The sequence below is a fragment of the Campylobacter sp. RM9328 genome, from assembly GCF_012978615.1.
On sequence record NZ_LIWF01000016.1, the window covers coordinates 22,583 to 40,083 of the forward strand.

15 protein-coding genes, 1 tRNA gene and 2 pseudogenes are annotated in these 17,501 nt (G+C 37.3%); 6 read left to right on the forward strand and 12 right to left on the reverse strand.

Annotated elements, in window-relative coordinates:
* Nucleotides 1-14: 14 nt before the first annotated feature.
* The 5 genes from thyX to CCAL9328_RS09570 form a co-directional block, all read right to left on the reverse strand.
* Nucleotides 15-635, reverse strand: coding sequence for an FAD-dependent thymidylate synthase (thyX, locus tag CCAL9328_RS09550; protein WP_169938139.1), 621 nt, complete (start codon nt 633-635; stop codon nt 15-17).
* Between the two features lie 90 nt (nt 636-725).
* The gene (gene aroC / locus CCAL9328_RS09555; protein ID WP_169938142.1) at nt 726-1,793 is read right to left on the reverse strand and encodes a chorismate synthase; all 1,068 of its coding nucleotides are present in this window, start codon (nt 1,791-1,793) and stop codon (nt 726-728) included.
* A gap of 8 nt (nt 1,794-1,801) precedes the next feature.
* On the reverse strand, nt 1,802-2,473 hold the full coding sequence (gene rnc / locus CCAL9328_RS09560; protein WP_169938144.1) for a ribonuclease III: 672 nt from the start codon (nt 2,471-2,473) through the stop codon (nt 1,802-1,804).
* A 3-nt stretch (nt 2,474-2,476) separates the two neighbouring features.
* On the reverse strand, nt 2,477-2,905 hold the full coding sequence (gene rnhA, locus CCAL9328_RS09565) for a ribonuclease HI (RefSeq protein WP_170000521.1): 429 nt from the start codon (nt 2,903-2,905) through the stop codon (nt 2,477-2,479).
* Nucleotides 2,883-3,905, reverse strand: a complete 1,023-nt coding sequence (locus CCAL9328_RS09570; protein ID WP_169938147.1) for a hypothetical protein — start codon at nt 3,903-3,905, stop codon at nt 2,883-2,885. The genes rnhA and CCAL9328_RS09570 overlap by 23 nt, the downstream gene beginning before the upstream one ends.
* Before the next feature lie 59 nt (nt 3,906-3,964).
* On the opposite strand from CCAL9328_RS09570, the gene dnaG reads away from it, so the two are divergent.
* From dnaG to CCAL9328_RS09590, 5 genes and pseudogenes are all read left to right on the forward strand, one after another.
* Nucleotides 3,965-5,620 (forward strand): DNA primase, encoded by a 1,656-nt coding sequence (gene dnaG, locus CCAL9328_RS09575; protein WP_169972331.1) that lies wholly within the window; start codon nt 3,965-3,967, stop codon nt 5,618-5,620.
* A complete protein-coding gene (locus CCAL9328_RS09580; RefSeq protein WP_170000522.1) occupies nt 5,617-6,609 on the forward strand; it encodes an argininosuccinate synthase domain-containing protein in 993 nt (330 codons plus the stop codon). Before dnaG ends, CCAL9328_RS09580 begins: the two co-directional genes overlap by 4 nt.
* Nucleotides 6,610-6,700: 91 nt before the next feature.
* Nucleotides 6,701-7,507, forward strand: a pseudogene (locus tag CCAL9328_RS11350) (PDC sensor domain-containing protein); the annotation flags it as partial.
* A 708-nt stretch (nt 7,508-8,215) separates the two neighbouring features.
* Nucleotides 8,216-8,656 (forward strand): methyl-accepting chemotaxis protein, encoded by a 441-nt coding sequence (locus tag CCAL9328_RS11355; protein WP_502707305.1) that lies wholly within the window; start codon nt 8,216-8,218, stop codon nt 8,654-8,656.
* Nucleotides 8,657-8,738: 82 nt separating this feature from the next.
* Nucleotides 8,739-8,815 (forward strand) — tRNA-Met (locus CCAL9328_RS09590).
* 235 nt (nt 8,816-9,050) lie between these two features.
* Here CCAL9328_RS09590 and CCAL9328_RS09595 read toward each other — a convergent pair.
* The 4 genes and pseudogenes from CCAL9328_RS09595 to CCAL9328_RS09610 form a co-directional block, all read right to left on the reverse strand.
* Nucleotides 9,051-10,424 (reverse strand): DEAD/DEAH box helicase, encoded by a 1,374-nt coding sequence (locus CCAL9328_RS09595; protein WP_170000524.1) that lies wholly within the window; start codon nt 10,422-10,424, stop codon nt 9,051-9,053.
* A 244-nt stretch (nt 10,425-10,668) separates the two neighbouring features.
* Complete coding sequence (gene pepE / locus CCAL9328_RS09600) at nt 10,669-11,526, reverse strand: dipeptidase PepE (protein WP_170000525.1); 858 nt, start codon at nt 11,524-11,526, stop codon at nt 10,669-10,671.
* Nucleotides 11,527-11,804: 278 nt separating this feature from the next.
* Complete coding sequence (locus CCAL9328_RS09605; RefSeq protein WP_170000526.1) at nt 11,805-12,335, reverse strand: hypothetical protein; 531 nt, start codon at nt 12,333-12,335, stop codon at nt 11,805-11,807.
* Nucleotides 12,336-14,714: pseudogene (locus CCAL9328_RS09610) on the reverse strand (molybdopterin-dependent oxidoreductase).
* Nucleotides 14,715-15,154: 440 nt separating this feature from the next.
* On the opposite strand from CCAL9328_RS09610, the gene CCAL9328_RS09615 reads away from it, so the two are divergent.
* Nucleotides 15,155-15,412, forward strand: coding sequence for a hypothetical protein (locus tag CCAL9328_RS09615; protein WP_170000527.1), 258 nt, complete (start codon nt 15,155-15,157; stop codon nt 15,410-15,412).
* 46 nt (nt 15,413-15,458) lie between these two features.
* On the opposite strand, the gene CCAL9328_RS09620 is transcribed toward CCAL9328_RS09615, so the two are convergent.
* From CCAL9328_RS09620 to CCAL9328_RS09630, 3 genes are all read right to left on the reverse strand, one after another.
* Nucleotides 15,459-16,148 carry an ArsS family sensor histidine kinase gene (locus CCAL9328_RS09620; RefSeq protein ID WP_170000528.1) on the reverse strand — a complete coding sequence of 230 codons (690 nt, stop codon included), beginning with the start codon at nt 16,146-16,148 and terminating at the stop codon, nt 15,459-15,461.
* A complete protein-coding gene (locus CCAL9328_RS09625) occupies nt 16,132-16,584 on the reverse strand; it encodes a hypothetical protein (RefSeq protein WP_170000529.1) in 453 nt (150 codons plus the stop codon). The genes CCAL9328_RS09620 and CCAL9328_RS09625 overlap by 17 nt, the downstream gene beginning before the upstream one ends.
* A 124-nt stretch (nt 16,585-16,708) precedes the next feature.
* Nucleotides 16,709-17,383 carry a response regulator transcription factor gene (locus CCAL9328_RS09630; protein ID WP_170000530.1) on the reverse strand — a complete coding sequence of 225 codons (675 nt, stop codon included), beginning with the start codon at nt 17,381-17,383 and terminating at the stop codon, nt 16,709-16,711.
* Nucleotides 17,384-17,501: the final 118 nt, after the last annotated feature.

Sequence of the window (17,501 nt, forward strand, 5' to 3'; positions counted from 1 at the left end):
CAGCTTTTTAAACACTACTCTTTATTTATACAATTCTCATAAATAAATTTATGCTCTTGCGGTATGGCGTTGTAAATCGCATTTGCTAAATCTCTTATCTCCCAAAGGGCGGATTTAGAGCTTCGCAAAGAGATGAAATTTTGCAAGCTTCTGGCGTTCACGCTCCAAGTTAGCTCGGTTTTATAGCATTCCGGCAAGCAGTATTTTACAATATCGATACTTGTTGTAGTCGTAGCTAGAATTTCGCGCAAATTTTCAAGCGCCTTTATGCTTGCGTTGTCGATTAACTCATTACCTGTTAGCACGATATACCGGCTTGCGTTTTCAAAGTCACCGGTCTTAAATTCATTCTCTTTTTTAAGCTCTTTTAGCGTGTAACGAGTTGACTTGACGCTTAGACTTGCGATACGATGGCGTGCAAGCTCTTGCAAAAGCGCACGTGAAATGCCTTGTATGTAAAAGTTATAGTATAAATGTTCTAACGTGCTTGCGTGTTTAAATTTATTTCCCACGCGGTCGATCAGCTCGATATCTTTTTCACCACCGTTATCGCTCTTTTCAAAGCTTTGCCAACACGTGCGTATTGCATGTGAGCAGATGTTTAGCGGAGTGAAATTTAGAAGTGTTACTTGCATTTTGTGCCTTTAAATTTTTTTGAGATATTGTAGCTTTTAAGCACTTTGTGTTTGATAAAAAGAACATTTTAAATTTATAGATAGACAAAACTACCTATAAATTTGCTTTATATTTTGTATGTTTGAGCTTAAATTTAAAAGCATAAAATCAGCTATCACAAGTCTTATCATAGCGGTTGCGACGACACTTCCTCGCACTCCTATGCAAGGGTCATGACGACCTCGTAGCTCAAATTCGGTCTCTTTGGCGTTTAAATTTAAGGTTTTTTGGGCTTTAAATATAGACGGTGTCGGTTTAAAATAGCTTTTAACGATGATATCTTCGCCGTTACTCATCCCGCCCAAGATCCCGCCTGAGTGGTTTGTATAAAAGCCGTTTATGCCCATTTGGTCGTTGTTTTGAGAGCCTTTTAGATAAGCAGCATTTATCCCCTCGCCGATCTCGATAGCTTTTACGCCGTTTACACCCATCATCGCTGCTGCTAGCCTTGCGTCAAGCTTATCATATAAACCCTCTCCAAGTCCTGTGGGAGCACCGCTAACTACACTTAGCACGCAAGCTCCTATACTATCGTGTTCTTCTCGAACTTTCATTATAAGCTCTTTCATCGCATCTTCATTGCCAAGTGAAAAAATCTCCGAATTTTTTGCTAACTCCCAGTTAAATTCATTTGTTTTAACATCGCCCACGCTTAAAAGTCCGCTTTTTACAGTTATATTAAACTCATCAAGCATCATTTGTGCAAATGCCCCACCTACAACACGCACCGCAGTTTCTCTGGCACTTGAGCGCCCGCCACCTCTGTGGTCGCGAACGGCGTATTTTTTAAAGTAAGTATAATCCGCATGTCCGGGACGAAAAATTTCACGCAAATTTTCATAGTCGTTTGATTTTTGATTTTGATTAAATATAGCAAAACCTATCGGAGTTCCCGTGCTAACTCCCTCAAAAACTCCGCTAAAAATTTCAACTTTATCGGCTTCGTTTCTAGCGGTTGCAAATTTATTACGTCCTGGGCGACGTTTATCAAGCTCGTTTTGTAAGAAATCAGTATCTATCTTTACTCCAGATGGAAAACCGTCTAATACACCGCCGATCGCCACTCCGTGACTTTCACCAAAGGTTGTAAGCGTTAGTTTTTGTCCGAATGTATTCAAAATTTATCCTATTTTTTTAGTTTTTCAAGTGCGATCTTGGCTGCGGTTTGTTGGGCTTCTTTTTTTGAGCCGCCTGTTGCACGTGAAATTTCTTTACCGTTTAACAAAAGTGCGATCTCAAATTCTTTTTTATGATCAGGACCGGAACTTCCTGTTAGTTCGTAAACGGGAGTTACTCCAAAATCTGCCTGAGTGATCTCTTGAAGAGCGGTTTTATAGTCTTTGACTAAATTTGTAAGGTCGATTTTAGGGTAGCAAATTTCAAGTAGATTAATGGCTATCTCGCGAACTTTTTCAAGTCCTGCTTCAAGATATACCGCTCCCATTATTGCCTCGTATGCGTCGCTTAAAAGACTGATTTTCTCGCGCCCGCCATTGTTTTCTTCGGCCAAAGAGAGGTTGATGTATTCGCCTATTTTAAGCTCTTTTGCCATCATTGCAAAGCTTTTTTCATTAACGAGAGCCGCTCTGAGTTTACTCATATCACCCTCTGCGATCTTGCTAAATTTTTTAAACAAATACTCACCGACTATCAGATCCATCACCGCATCACCTAAGAATTCAAGGCGTTCGTTATTATAAGGCATTTTTGTGCTTTTGTGAGTTAAAGCTTCATTTAGAATTTTGATATTTTTAAACTCGTATCCGAGTTGTTTTTGTAAATTTTCAAGTTTTTTCATTAATTAACTCTTGTTTTGAATTTTTATGGCTTCATCCCTTGCCATTGTATCGCATTCTTCGTTTTGCGGATGTCCGTTGTGTGCTTTTACCCACACGGCTTTAACCACATGCGGTTTTGAAACAAGGATGTATTCTTGCCAAAGAGGAACGTTTTTGACATTTTTAAAATTTTTCTTTACCCAGCCTTTAAGCCAGTTGTTTATGGAATTTGCGACATATGAGCTGTCGGTGTAGAGATTGACATTGCAAGGTTCTTTGAGTGCTTTTAGACCTTCTATAACGGCTCTTAGCTCCATTTGGTTATTTGTCGTATCAGCTTGCGCTCCACTTGATTTTTTAACTGCGCTTTCATACTCAAGTATATACGCCCAGCCGCCGGCTCCCGGGTTATTTAAACACGAGCCGTCGCTAAAAAGGCATACTGTTTTCATCAGGCTTTTCCGTGATATGAGGTAAAATTTTAACACTTCCTAACTCATGGCACATCGGGCAACGATAAAAGTGCATAGGAAATGAGTTCTTACAGCTTTTGCAAACGTAGTTAAAGTTAAGTGTGGCTTTATTAAATTCAGCGTCATTTAGGTGTTTTATAACATTTAGTTCAAAGCCTTTTATATCGCTTGGCTCGTTTATAACACCCTTAGCATAAAATAGTCCTTGATACTCTTCGTCGTTTAAATTTACGGCTAAATTTTGGTTATACATGATATCTATAACATCGTCAAGTTTAGCAAATTCAGGGAAATTTTCTAAGCTTTTGCCGTTTTTTAGCCAAAGCTGCATACACATACGTTTTAATAACTCAAAATCCCTACTCAAAGCTAAAATTTTATCACTTTTTTCTTCTATACTTAGTTCTTTGTCGTTTAAAACAACAGTAGCTTGGATATATGCCTTTTGTGCTCTTATCTCAACTCCAAGCTCCTCAAGTGAATTTAGAGCATAAAGAGCCTCTTTGTAATTTTTAAGCTTTTCATCTATCATGGTTAGATATCTTAGTGCGTTTGGATTTCTCGGGCTTAGCTCTAAAGACTGCAAAAACACGTCGGCTGAGCGTTTTAAGAACCCGGCTTTAAAATATACTTCGCCAAGCTCATTTAAGATAAATTCTTTCTCTGCTTTGTTTTTTGTCTTTGCAAGTGCGATAAGAAAGACGCTTATAGCTTTTTCAAAGTCTCCGCTTTTAGAAAATGTTCCACCCAAAATGCTAAGACTTCTGGCGTCGATCTCGGGATTTAAAAGCATTTGTTTGTGTTCTTCGCTTAGACTGCGGTTTTCAAATTTTCTTATAAATTTTTCTATACGCTTCTTTTCATCTTTGCTTGAAAAAACTCCCCAAAAATAACTTAAAGAAGCTATCATAAAAATGATGATAAAAAGGACGATAAGGCTAAATATCGGGTCGCGATGCTCAATAAAAAAAATATCCACGCTCTTGCTTTTAGTTAAATTTAAGTGCATTATAGCAAAGCTATCGTATAATCTCGCTTATGATAGAGCAAAGTAGCATACAAAAATTACTGGATGTAACCGATATCGTCGATGTCGTAAGTCACTATGTGCCTGTTAAAAAAATGGGTGCGAATTTTAAATGCGTATGTCCGTTTCATGATGATAAAAATCCAAGCATGAGCATAAGTCCATCTAAGCAAATTTATCATTGTTTTGCTTGTAAAGCCGGTGGAAACGCTATAAAATTTGTTATGGAATACGAAAAGCTAACATATCCGGAAGCTATAGAGAAATTAGCAAGTATGGCAAATTTTACTCTTACTTATACTCAAGATACGCCCAAGCTAAAAGATGAAAAGCACATTTTAGAGAGTATAAACGCTATGTATAGAGCGGATTTATATAAAAATGAAGATGCGATTAGATATCTTTACTCACGCGGGATAAATGACGCGATGATAGAGAAATTTGAGCTTGGTTGGGCAGGAGAGAGCTTAAAGACTATAAGACTGCTTCAAAACGAACAAATAGAGCCAAAAGAAGCTCTAAATATCGGCATAGTCAAACAAAACGAAAGGGGAATTTACGCTAGTTTTTCACAGCGCATCACCTTTCCTATATATACTCATACCTCAAAACTTGTCGGCTTTGGTGGACGAACCATATCAAACCATCCGGCTAAGTATATAAACAGTCCTCAGTCTGAAGTTTTTGATAAATCCCGTCTTTTTTACGGCTATCATCTAGCACGTGCAAATATCGCTAAAAAACATCAGATCATCATAACGGAAGGTTATTTAGATGTTATAATGCTTCATTATGCGGGTTTTGATAACTCGGTAGCGGTGCTTGGCACGGCACTAACAGAAAAACATCTGCCACTTTTAAAGCGAGATGACGAGCTTAATGTTTTGCTTTGCTTTGACGGGGATGACGCAGGTATAAATGCCGCTGTTAGATCAGCTCATCTTTTAAGTCTTAACGAGATAGACGGAAGTGTAGTTATCATTGCAGGCGGAGCCGATCCTGCCGATATGGTTGCAGCAGGAAAGATAGAGTATCTTAAAGAGCTTTTTAACTCCGGTGTGGAACTTGGCGAATTTTACATAAGATACATCGTAAAAGGCTATGATCTAAGTCGTCCCGTGCAAAAACAAAAGTGCCTAGACGAGATCTTATCCTTTACTAAAAATTTAAAAGCTATCATCGCTCAAAGCTATGCACCTCTTGTTGCAAGTTTGCTAAATATCGATGTTACGGCATTAAATTTAGGAGGCATACGCACAATGCCTATCTTGCCGCAAAATAAGCAAATTTCGCGTCAAAATGTAGCACAAACGCAAAGAAAACATAAGGATATTTTAGAAATTTCTATATTAAAAAGCATGCTTGAAAATGCAAATTTCGAGCAGATAGTGCTTGACGCGATAGATGCTAAATTTTTCATGCATCACAAAGAGGCGTTTGAAGCGGTACTTAAAAGAGATGATGAGGTCTTAATCCGCGAGATAGAGCTTGACGAAAGTGCCATGCCTATAACAAATCAGATCGGACTAATAGATGCGATCAATAAACTAAAGATCAAATTTTATGAAAATTTACAGCGCGAGATAAAAAATTCCGCAGATGAAAACAAATTTGAAAATTTACAAAAAATAGCTTTAATAATACAAAATTTAAAAAGGAAAATATGAAGGCATTAGCATTATTTAGCGGCGGACTTGACAGCATGCTTGCTATAAAACTTATAACAGATCAAGGCGTAAAAGTAACGGCGCTTCATTTTGATACGGGCTTTGGACCAGACTCTGATAAATTTAGAGTCTTAGAGCGTAGAGCAAGACTTGTTGGGGCGGATTTTAAGGTGGTTGATATTAGAAACGAATACCTACGTGATGTGCTTTTTAGTCCAAAATACGGCTACGGAAAGCAATTTAACCCCTGTATAGACTGTCATGGATATATGTTTTACGTAGCCTTAAATATGCTTAAAAGCGAAAATGCGGATTTTATCATCTCGGGTGAGGTTTTAGGACAGCGTCCTATGAGTCAAAGAAGAGAGGCTTTATCGCAGGTTAGAAAACTTGCAAATGATGCCGACGATCTGGTTGTGCGTCCAATGTGTGCAAAGCTTTTAGCGCCAACAAAACCGGAGCGCGAAGGCTGGATAGACCGTGAGAAACTGCTTGACATAAGTGGACGAGATAGAAAACCGCAGCTTGCTCTTGCCAGGCAATGGGGCATAGAAGACTACGCTACGCCGGGAGGTGGATGTTTACTTACGATAGATAGTTTTGCCGTGAAGATAAGAGACTATCTAAAATTTGATAAAGATATGCGTAAGATAGATGTTACTTGGCTAAAATTAGGACGACATCTACGTCTTAAAAACGGAGCAAAACTTATAATCGGGCGAGATGAGGCAGATAATAACGCTCTTGAAGAAAACCAGAACGATAAATTTAACGCTATAGAATTTAACGAGAAAGATGACATCGTAGGAGCAAGGAGCTTTTTAAGCATAAATGCCGATAACGACGATAAAGAATTTGCCGCTAGACTGGCTCTTGCATATACAAAAGCGCCTAAAGATAAGCTGTATGAAGTAAAAATAGGCGATGAAATTTTAAATGTTATGCCGTTTGAAGATAAGAGCTTGGCGCAAGTGTTTTTTGTGAAATAATTTTAACAAAAAACAAATATTTCTTAACTATAAATTAATAACAATAATAGTAGAATATTAAAATTTTAATTTTATTTTTTAAGGTTATAACATGCGTTTTAAACTAGTAAGCAGTGTTGTGGTGTTACTTTCGGTTTGTTTGGCTATATGTTTAAGTGCCTTTTCCTTTACGAATTTTAGCGTCGTCAAGAAGGAGGCCTATACGCTTATATCGGTTTCACAGTATGCTACGCTTCAAAGCGCCGTAAAATTCATGAAAAACTATGTGGAGGCTAAATATAAAGCGCCAAATGAGATAAAAAGATACATTGAGCAAGAGTCTCCAAGTGAGGAGAGCATAATAGACGCATTAAAAACGAGTGCAAAAGTTGCCGACTTATCTTTGCTTTACGTTGGCTATGACAACGGCAGGATGATACGTTCAAACGGTGTTCATCAATGGCCAAGCGACGGTTTTGATCCAAGAAAACGTAACTGGTATGAAGACACTCTAAAAGAAGGCAAGGGTGTTATAACCGATGCCAGGATAGCTGCTACGGGTGGAACGATGGTATCATCTCTAACTTCACCTGTAGTTATAGGCGGTAAGATAGTTGGAGTTGTGTCTGGAAACATCAGCCTAAATGAGCTTAGTGCCGATATCTTGGGTATGAAAAAACATGAAGGCGAGTATATACTAGGTATCGATAAGCATTCACAGTCTGTTATCACTCCAAACCAAGAAGAGCTAATGAAAAAATCAGAGCTTAACAAAGCTTTTCAAGACTTTTTCAACGAGAGCAACGAGGCTTTACTTAGTGGGTTAAAGACATATAAATTTAGTGAAAATGGCGAAGATAAAGTCGCTGTTTGTCTAAAAGAGGATATGCTTGACTGGCATGTTTGCTCGGTAGTTCCATCTTCTGTTTATAGTGATAATGCAAACAAGCTTTTGATCGAGCAAATCGTTTTATCTCTTATCTTTATGATAATTGTTGGTGGTGTTATGTCATACATCTTAAAACTAAAACTTAGACCGCTTGAAGCGATAAAAGATGGATTGAGTGGATTTTTCGACTATCTTAACAACAAAAGCTTTTCAAATAAAAGTATCGATATAAACGCTAAAAACGAGCTTGGCGAAATGGCTGACATGATAAATGAAAACATGAAGCTTATCAAAGAAGCTAAGGTGGCGGAAAATGAATTTATCCAAGATGCTGAAAAATTTGTTCATCGTATAAAAGAGGGCGATTTTAAAGCAAGTCTTGAGGCAAATACTCTAAATCCTGCGCTAAATCAGCTAAAAAATACATTTAAAGAGCTTCAAGAAACTCTAAAAGAAAATATCGCGGCAAATAGCACGGATATCATCAAACTTCTCGAAAATTTCAAAGCACAAAATTTCACTACAAGAATAGACGATAACGGCAAAATGGCGATTGGCATAAACGCTCTTGGCGAAGAAATTTCAAATATGCTAAAAAATAGCTTTGCTCAGGCTCAACTTTTAGAAGAAAAAGCTAAAAATTTAGCCACATACATGGAGCAACTAACTAGCGGTGCTAACGAGCAGTCAAACTCACTTCAAGAAAGTGCTGCAGCTATCGAGGAGATGAGTTCGTCTATGAATGCTATCTCACAAAAGTCAAGAGATGTAATGAGACAAAGCGAAGAGATCAAAAATATCATAGTTATAATCCGTGATATAGCAGATCAAACAAATTTACTTGCACTTAATGCCGCTATAGAAGCTGCACGTGCAGGAGAGCATGGACGTGGATTTGCTGTTGTTGCTGATGAAGTAAGAAAGCTAGCAGAGAGAACTCAAAAATCTCTAGGTGAGATAGAAGCAAATACAAATGTATTAGCCCAATCAATCAATGAGATGAGTGAAAGCATAAGAGAGCAAAGTGAAGGTATAAATATGATAAACCAATCTGTTGCTCAAATAGAGAGTCTAACTCAACAAAATGTATCGGTTGCTCAACAAACAAACGAGATAACTTCACAAGTTGATGGTATGGCAAAAGCGATAGTTGAGGATGTTAAAAAGAAAAAATTCTAAATGTATGACCGCTTCGGCGGTCTTCATAGAATTTATTTAAAAATAAGCTTCGTGGTTGTATAATACTCGTCTTTAATCATTTGTCAAGGTAGCTCAGCTGGTTAGAGCGCTGGTCTCATAAGCCGGAGGTCGAGAGTTCAAGTCTCTCTCTTGACACCATAAACTTCAGAAGATACAGAATTTCAAATATTTTTCAAAACTACCTTATGCCAGTGATATCTTGCTGGTAGCTCGAACGGTCTAAATTTTATTTGTGACTTTTAATCTTGGCATTTAAGGTCGTATTTTTAAACTTGTTTATGGCTCTGTTGTAAAATTTAAAATTAAAATCATAGCAAATCTTACTAAGATACCTGCCTTGCAAGCTTCTTGTAAGATTTGTATGTCTAAGTATCTAGTTTATAGCGCTGCTTCTAAATTTAGAGCTTCTAGGTTTGTTGGTTCTAGTGTGCGAGCTGTTTGATCTAAATTTGCTATCTCTTGACGTGCTGTTTGTATAAGATAAGGCATCATTGGAGCTTCTTTTTTTAGATGTTTTTGTGCGGTTATCACGGCTTTTAAATTTTACCTCGTCACCTCTGTTTTGACCCGATGTTTTGACTCTTCTAGCCCTTATAGGTTCAGGCTTTATGCTTTTATCGACCTCAAAACCAGCCGTTTCTATCACGTTTATTTTTTGATTTATTAGCTTTTCTATCTGCGATAGATAGTAGTGCTCATCGACACAAACCAGCGATATCGCCTCACCCTTGTTACCCGCACGTCCGGTCCTGCCTATTCTGTGCACGTAGTCCTCAGCAACATCCGGTAGCTCGTAGTTTACGACGTAAGGAAGGTCTTGTATGTCAATGCCTCTTGCAAATATGTCTGTTGCCACAAGAACCTTTGCGTTCCCATTTTTAAAGTCTTTTAGAGCTTTTAGTCTTGCACTTTGCGACTTGTTTCCATGTATGGCAGTTGAAGAGATATTGTTTGCTACAAGAGATTCGTTAAGCTTGTTTGCGCCGTGTTTTGTGCGTGTAAAGACTAAAACTTGCCTCCAGCCATTTGTGTTAAGCATATGAAGTAAAAGCTCTTTTTTTCTCTGTTTATCTACGTGATGGACGCTTTGCGTTACGTTATGTGAAGTTGTGTTTCTAGCTTCTGCTTCTATAAGCACTGGTGAGTTTAGAAGCCCATCAGCTAGGCTCTTTATCTGCGCTGAAAAAGTAGCTGAAAACATCAAACTTTGTCTATCTTTTGGTAAAAAAGAGATGATTTTTTTGATGCTATGGACAAATCCCATATCAAGCATCCTATCTGCCTCATCTAAAACAAAGTGCTCGACTTTTGATAGATCCACACACTCTTGCGATGCGAGATCTAGCAGTCTTCCCGGTGTTGCTATCACGATATCAACGCCTTTTTTTAAAATTCTTTTTTGAGTGTATGTATCAACTCCGCCAAAGATAACGGCTGACTTAAAATAAAGAAATTTACCATAAGTCTCAACACTAGCTGCGACTTGAAGTGCAAGCTCTCTTGTGGGAACTAGGACGAGAGCCTTTATGTCTTTCTTGCCTTTTTTGTGAGAATTTTGCAGGTGCTCAAGTATAGGGAGTGTAAAACTAGCGGTTTTACCAGTGCCTGTTTGAGCGCTAGCCATGACATCTTTTTTGGCTAATACGGCCGGTATCGCCTTTGTTTGGATGGTTGTTGGAGCTGTATAGCCCGCCTCTTTGATAGCACGTAGAAGTTCTGTGCTTAGACCTAAATTTGAAAATGACATAAGTGCCTTAATTTTATAAACCTACAAATCTTTTAAAATAAAGCTACGATCTAGGTTGATATTGAAGTTGAGTTGTAGTGAATACAAAAACGAAGTCAGGCACAGACCGATGTGTGCTGAAATTGCGACCATTATATCGCAATATAGTAAATAAGACTATGGTTTAGTAAATTTATAGCATTTGTATTTATTGCTAAGTAAAAGTGACATTTGGCAGGGATTTCCCCGCCAAATTTTAACCCCGTTAATATTCAAATACTGTATTAGGAGCCATTTTCTCTATGTCTTTTTTGTATTTAAAGATAAGAGCTGAGCCTACAGGAGCTGGTTGCATACTGATAAATTTAGCCTTTTTGCCGTCTATTAAAAAGGCGCTTCCTTCAGGTAAGGCATAGACGGTTGAGTTTTGATTTGCTATTAGAAATTCTTCAAGTCTTTCTTCTCTACTCTCTCCGTTGTGTCCTACCGGTTTACCTGAGATAAAGTGTGGATTTATTTGATGAGGGAAGATGCTAAATGTATTAAATGACTCAGGCTCGATGATAGGCATATCGTTTGTTGTCATCATAGATGCACCGGCGACATTTGCGCCTGCACTCCAGCCGATATAAGGTGTGCCGTTTGCGACCTTTTGGCTTATTAGAGCTACTAATTTGTTCTCATAAAGATCGTGGACAAGCTTAAATGTGTTACCGCCACCTACAAAGATACAATCAGCGCTTTCTATCTCTTTAACGGGATCTTTTGCGTGATGAATGCTTACTATATTTAAATTTAATCTCTCAAGAGCTTTTTTGAGTTTTTCTTCAAATTTATCATATCCGGCTCTTAAATTTGCATAAGGGATAAATACGATCTTTTTGTTTTGTAGATTATTAGGTTTGATGATAAGGTTATTTATCCAATCAACCGCGTGCGTTAAAAAGCCCGTGTCTTTATAGCCTGAGCTAGATAGCAAAAGAGCTTTTTGCTTTGAGTAGTCGCGATTGCTTGGGACAAAGGCCCTCTCTTTCTCATCTGCTTGTAAATTTGTAGTTCCTAGCAGAGTTGCTCCTGCACCTAATGCCGCTACCTTTAGAAAATCTCGTCTTGAGCTTTTCATGCTGTCCTCCAAATATTTTTTATATATTATAAAATATACCTTGAAAGTATATTGCTAGTAATCTTAATATTTAATATTAATATAAAAAATTTAGCTCTAAATTTGATTTAATTTATGTGGCGGTGTTTTGCAAAATGAACTACAAGGAAATTTATTACAACTAATCAAAAGTCATCTATATATGGCATGGATATATTTGATTAAATTTAATAAGGCTTACTGGTTATTAAATATTAACACCCATCTCTCAAGCCTTAAGAGATGGGGTAAAATTTATACTACTCTTTTACGATGCCGTCTTTAACAAAAGCTTGCATAAAGCGTAGAATTCTATCTTTTTCATCGTCGTTTATCTTAGCAAATGTCTGCATAGCAAGTATGTATGCCTCCCACTCGCCCATTAGGTGCTCTTTTGACTTGTGAGCTGCGTGGCATGAGCTGCATGTGTCATAATACATTAACTCTATCTCTTCCCATGCGATCATCGCGTCGCTATTTAGCTTTTTAGCATTTACTAGAAATTTAGCCTTAGGCGTAGCCTTGCCTTCGTTTAGCTTGTAAAATGTCACAAATGGCTCTTTTTTTAGAGCCACCATGTTTTCTTTGTCATTTACTACTTCGCCAGCTATCTCAACCACAGCCATATCGCCATCTTTTTTGATAACTTTTACGGGCGTTCCTTCGTAAATTTCACCTACTACTTTTTTTGTTTTTGGATCTACTAGGTCAGCTTTGATGTCGTTTACAAACATAGTTTGTGAGAAAGCAAAGCTTGATAAAACGGCCATTAGTGTCAATATCTTTTTCATTTACGCTCCTTTTACCACTGGTGCTTTTACGCCAGCGTATGGTTTTACATCTACTTTTTTGATGGCTGCTAAGCATGTATTTACCGATGTTGCTTGTGCCATTTTTGAGGTCGGAACCGATGTTGTTAGGATATTTACATGTCCTGCGTTACATCTTGGTTTATCAGCTTTAGCATCTTCTGGATCATACCAAGCACCCTCTTCTACGCTTATAACGCCCTTCATGATGTGTTTGCTAACTACTGCACCACAAAGTATCGCGCCTCTGTCGTTATAAATTTCAACCACATCGCCATCTTTTATGCCATAAGCTTTAGCATCTTCGTCATTTATAAGTACTGGCTCGCGGTTTGCTACTTTATATGCTTTTCTAACAAATGAGTTATCAAGCTGTGAGTGTATCCTGTACTTTGGATGTGGGCTTAGTAGATGAAGTGGATGCTTCTTAGTAAGCTCTGCATCTCCTAGCCACTCAGCCGGTTCAAACCATGTTGGATGTCCTTTGAAGTCATCAAGCCCAAAGCTTGCAAATTTCTCTGAGAAAATTTGTATCTTTCCGCTCTCTGTAGCTAGTTTATTTGCTACCGGATCAGCTCTAAAGTCAGCGTGGCGGACAAATTTATAAGCATCTTTGTTTGGCTCAAAGTAGATATAGCCTTTTCCCCAGAACTCATCAAAGCTCATTACGTTTACGCAGTCGCTCTTGTTATAAAAGCCTTGGATGATCTCCATGTTGCTTTTACCCATGCTAAATTTCCTATGCTCTTTTTCGCCAACCATTTTAGCCATAGCATCAAAGACATCGTAGTCATTTTTAGCTTCCCAAAGTGGTTCTATAACCTTTCTCATAGCATAAACATAGTCTTGTGAGTATGACGCCATAGCTTATGTCATCACGCTCAAGTGGTGTAGTGGCTGGGATAACGATATCTGCCATCTTAGCCATCGGTGTCCACCATGGCTCGTGAACTACTACGGTATCAAGTGTGCGAAGTGCAGAGATTAGCTCATTTGTATTTGGATGGTGACCTAGTAGGGTCGCGCCTGTGATATAAAGTACTTTTAGGTCTGGTATGTTATCTCGTCACCTTTAAATTTGATCTTTTTACCAGGGTTTAGTATAGCTTCGCTGATACGTGAAGCTGGTATATTTATATCTACTTTATTTTTACTTTGTGGTAAACCAGCCGGAAGTCTAGCGCCACTAAATGCTTGACCACCACCGCTATAATGCATAGAAAAGCCAAATCCACCACCAGGAAGATCTACTTGACCTATCATAGAGACTAGAACCATAAGCATCCAGTCAGCTTGCTCGCCGTGGTGAGCTCTTTGCATAGCCCAGTTACCAGCTAGGAATGTGCGGTTTTTAACAAATGTATCAGCTAGTGCTTTGATGATCTTCTCATCAACACCAGTTATCTTAGCTGCCCAAGCTGGAGTTTTTTCTACCATATCTTCAGTCTTGCCAAGTAGGTAAGGTAGGAATTTATCAAAACCATAAGTGTATTTTTCGATAAAGTTCTTGTCATACTGACCACTTGTATATAGGTGGTGGCACATACCAAGCATCATCGCTACGTCAGTGTTTGGACGTATCTGTATCCACTCAGCACCAAAGCGTTTTGCGATAGGAGTGTATTTAGGATCGATGGTTATAAATTTAATGTCTGATTTTTCATATTTTTCAAAATATGGGTTGTTGCCACGGTTTGCCATCTTGTAGTCTATCTGGTTACATTTAAACAGATCCGCACCCCACATAACGTATACTTTTGTGTTTTCAAGTATTACTTCGTGGCTGGTTTGAAGTGAGTAAACTTCAAGATCTCCCATGATAGTTGCGTTTACTTTACCGGCAGCACCGTTGCTGTACTCGCCGTCTGTTCCTACCGCGCCACCTATAACTGTGTTAAAAAATCTTCCAGCCACTGCGCCGCAGTTGTGAAGAAGTCCTGGGTGTCCCCAGCCACTGTAGCTTGCGTTATAAATTTGCTCTGGTTTTACACTTGTTAGTTTTTTAAGGATAAGCTTTAGTGCCTCATCCCAGCTAACGCGTACAAATTCCTCTTTGCCACGTAGTTCTGGTACGTTTTTGCCCTCTAAAAAGCTCTTTCTTACGCATGGATATTTTATACGAGTATCAGAGTAAACTCTATCTATCCAGGCATCGTTTCCTGGGAATTTTGGGTCTTTATCTGATGGTTGTGAGTGGATTTTTGTTATTTTTCCATCTTTTACGTCTGCATAAAATGCACCTAAATTTGAAGCGTGTGGTATGGTTTTTACAGCTTCATCTTTAGCAAATGCGGAATTGGCACTAAGTGCTAGTGCGCCAACGGCAGATGTTTTTAAGAAACTTCGTCTTGAAAATGCCATCTCTTTCTCCTTTTTGTAAATTTTTTCTGAAAATCAATTGATTATATTAAACTTAAGTAAAAAAATATAAAAAATTAATATTTAATATATTTTAAACATATAGTGCTATTTTATATGATTTTTAATATTAAAAATAACCGGTAACGAGTTTGTTAAAAATTTGCTCCGTTTTCAAAACCAAATCTCCAAGATGAAAATTCCATATAGCTTACAATTAAGCATGGTTGTTAAATGTTGTAAATAATGCTCCAAGATCGCTGTTTGGATCTCTTTTGTAGCTCACGTTAGAGTGATAATGTCTGTTATAATTTCATCAAATATCGCCAAATTTTTCTATGCTAAAGAAATTTATAAATACGCTTAGCTGGGCATTCTAAGGATGATCTAATATAGGGCAGTTGGAAGGTTTTGATTTGTTCTTTGTTTAGAAATGAGCCGTTATGCTTACAGTTTGTATTAAAAATATTTTAAAACTATACGGTTTGAGCTTACAAATTAGAAGCGAGCTTAGCAAAGGTTTGGCTTGTGGCATTAAAGTGGTGCATGAAATTCCCCAAACTACTTATAAAGAAAATACCATGATAAACAATCACGTATGCGTATTTAAAATTGAAAATTCAATGCGTATTGAGATTATAAAAAGATATGAAAATTGGATAAAACGAGCGATATATAAGGTTTATTTGCGGTGTTTATGATGATCATCTAAACTAAGTCGTGTAAGTTAATTAATTTAAACACTCGTTATTTGTTATTGTTTTTACTGATTACAAAGATGTTTTTTCTGCTTTTATGGATATATTTTAGCTCCAGGCCGTGTTTTATAAAAATTTGATTAGCGATATATATGCCAAGTCCAAGTCCGGAACCGGCTACTTCGCTCTTGCGGTTAAATATACGGCTAAAGTCCAGCCTTGATGCCTCTAAAGGTTCACCTTCACTTACTATACTAAAAGTCCCTTGTAAAATTTGTACCTCGACATTATTTTTTGAGTATTTTAAAGCATTATCAAGCAAATTTTTAATAGCCGTCGCAAATAACTCATAGTCCACATTAAAAATCTCTGCCTGCTCGCTTGTAAAAATTTTTATACGCCATGTATCATCTCGTAATAGTAAATCCATGGCATGATCTAGCAAATCTATCGCTCGGTATTCGTTAAATTCTAGCTCCCAATCATGAGAGCTAAATTTTTCTATTTTTACAATCTCGTTTAGTATAATCTCTTGGCGAGAAAAAATTTGTTTTAAATCATCTCTAAACTCGTCATCTTTATTTATTCCTGCTATGATTTTGCCTTTCATTACTGGTGTGCGAAACTCATGTAAGATATTTCGCAAAAATATCTCTCTGGCCTCCTTTAAGTCATTAATTTTCTGCATTGTTGAGTTAAATGCACCTGCTATCTGCTCTAGTTCATCTCCGGTATTCATGGCAATGATAACCAGCGGCTTTAATTTGCCTTTTTAAATTTCTAAGATTAAGCAATTTACCCAAAAGTAAAACAAAAAAACCAAAACTCGCACCATTTATACTCCAAAACAAAGTCCAAAAGCTAGACATGTCTATTTTGTGTGTATTTTCTAAAGCAGAAACATATTTTGTTGATAATACTTCGCTGTAATCATCGGTTTCAAATGCGGCTGTATACATTATATCTTGAACACTTATATGAGTTGCATTTATTTCGTGTGGAACAAAATACATTGTAGAATTATAGTCAATCATGTCAGAATATGTCCCATAAAGTAAAATATCACCGTTTGCCCTTATGTCGTCATTATCAAGATTACTGTAAACTATACCTATTTCTGCAAGTCTTTCCGGTATGTCTATTCCACCATTTTCTCTTATGCGTGTACCAAGCATGAACCTTTGAAAAGTTTGGTATATATGTTCTTTTTGACGACGTTCATACTCTACAAAAAAAGACAAATTAATAACTATCAGGGTTATTAGAAATAGTAGTGAAAAGAGTTTTATAATTGAAATTTTAAGCATTTATAAATTTATACCCTACACCACGCACTGAGTGTATGAACCGTGGATCCTTAGGGTTATCACCGATACGAGAACGTAATCTGCCTACAAGCACATCTATGCTTTTTAGGCCGCTTTGAAATTTTATTGAGCTTAGGCTTAAAAGCAAATCCTCTCTTGATACGGCAAACCCCTCTTTTTCAAACAAAAAGGCAAATATATCATATTCTGCAAGAGGAAGCTCTAAGATTTTACCATTTTTATAAAGTATATGTTTGTCAACATCTATGGTAAAAATTTTATCATCAGTTACAACAGTTATCCCTCGTCTCAAAATCGCCCGCAGTCTAAAAACAAGCTCGATTGGCTCATAAGGTTTTGCAATATAATCATCAGCTCCTAGTTCAAAACCCTTTATTTTATCAAGTGTTTGCGAGCGTGCTGAACTTATAATGATGGGTAAACTAGGATGTGTTTTGCGAACTAGTGCGCAAACTTCAAGCCCGTCCATGTCGGGCAAGGATAGATCAAGTACAATAGCGTCAAGCAAGTAATTATTGCTCTTTAATATCTCAAGTCCATCTAGCGGATTTAGTGCGATTTGAGTTTGGACATTTTCTTTTTCTAATACTCTTGCTATGAGTTTTGCAAGAGCTTCATCATCTTCTATGAGTAAAATTCTTATCATGTCGCAATTATATCAGATTTTTAAATTCAAAAAAACTTAAACATATATATTAAATTAATATTTTTATGTTGTTACCAAAAATTTACTATATTTACACTTTCTTTACGTTATGATTTGT

Excerpts from the sequence above, each read along its gene's own strand:
- thyX (WP_169938139.1), bottom strand. The coding sequence starts at position 635 with ATGCAAGTAACACTTCTAAATTTCACTCCGCTAAACATCTGCTCACAT.
- rnc (WP_169938144.1), bottom strand. The coding sequence starts at position 2,473 with ATGAAAAAACTTGAAAATTTACAAAAACAACTCGGATACGAGTTTAAA.
- rnhA (WP_170000521.1), bottom strand. The coding sequence starts at position 2,905 with ATGAAAACAGTATGCCTTTTTAGCGACGGCTCGTGTTTAAATAACCCG.
- dnaG (WP_169972331.1), top strand. The coding sequence starts at position 3,965 with ATGATAGAGCAAAGTAGCATACAAAAATTACTGGATGTAACCGATATC.
- CCAL9328_RS09580 (WP_170000522.1), top strand. The coding sequence starts at position 5,617 with ATGAAGGCATTAGCATTATTTAGCGGCGGACTTGACAGCATGCTTGCT.
- CCAL9328_RS11355 (WP_502707305.1), top strand. The coding sequence starts at position 8,216 with ATGAATGCTATCTCACAAAAGTCAAGAGATGTAATGAGACAAAGCGAA.
- CCAL9328_RS09595 (WP_170000524.1), bottom strand. The coding sequence starts at position 10,424 with ATGTCATTTTCAAATTTAGGTCTAAGCACAGAACTTCTACGTGCTATC.
- pepE (WP_170000525.1), bottom strand. The coding sequence starts at position 11,526 with ATGAAAAGCTCAAGACGAGATTTTCTAAAGGTAGCGGCATTAGGTGCA.
- CCAL9328_RS09605 (WP_170000526.1), bottom strand. The coding sequence starts at position 12,335 with ATGAAAAAGATATTGACACTAATGGCCGTTTTATCAAGCTTTGCTTTC.
- CCAL9328_RS09615 (WP_170000527.1), top strand. The coding sequence starts at position 15,155 with ATGCTTACAGTTTGTATTAAAAATATTTTAAAACTATACGGTTTGAGC.
- CCAL9328_RS09620 (WP_170000528.1), bottom strand. The coding sequence starts at position 16,148 with ATGAATACCGGAGATGAACTAGAGCAGATAGCAGGTGCATTTAACTCA.
- CCAL9328_RS09625 (WP_170000529.1), bottom strand. The coding sequence starts at position 16,584 with ATGCTTGGTACACGCATAAGAGAAAATGGTGGAATAGACATACCGGAA.
- CCAL9328_RS09630 (WP_170000530.1), bottom strand. The coding sequence starts at position 17,383 with ATGATAAGAATTTTACTCATAGAAGATGATGAAGCTCTTGCAAAACTC.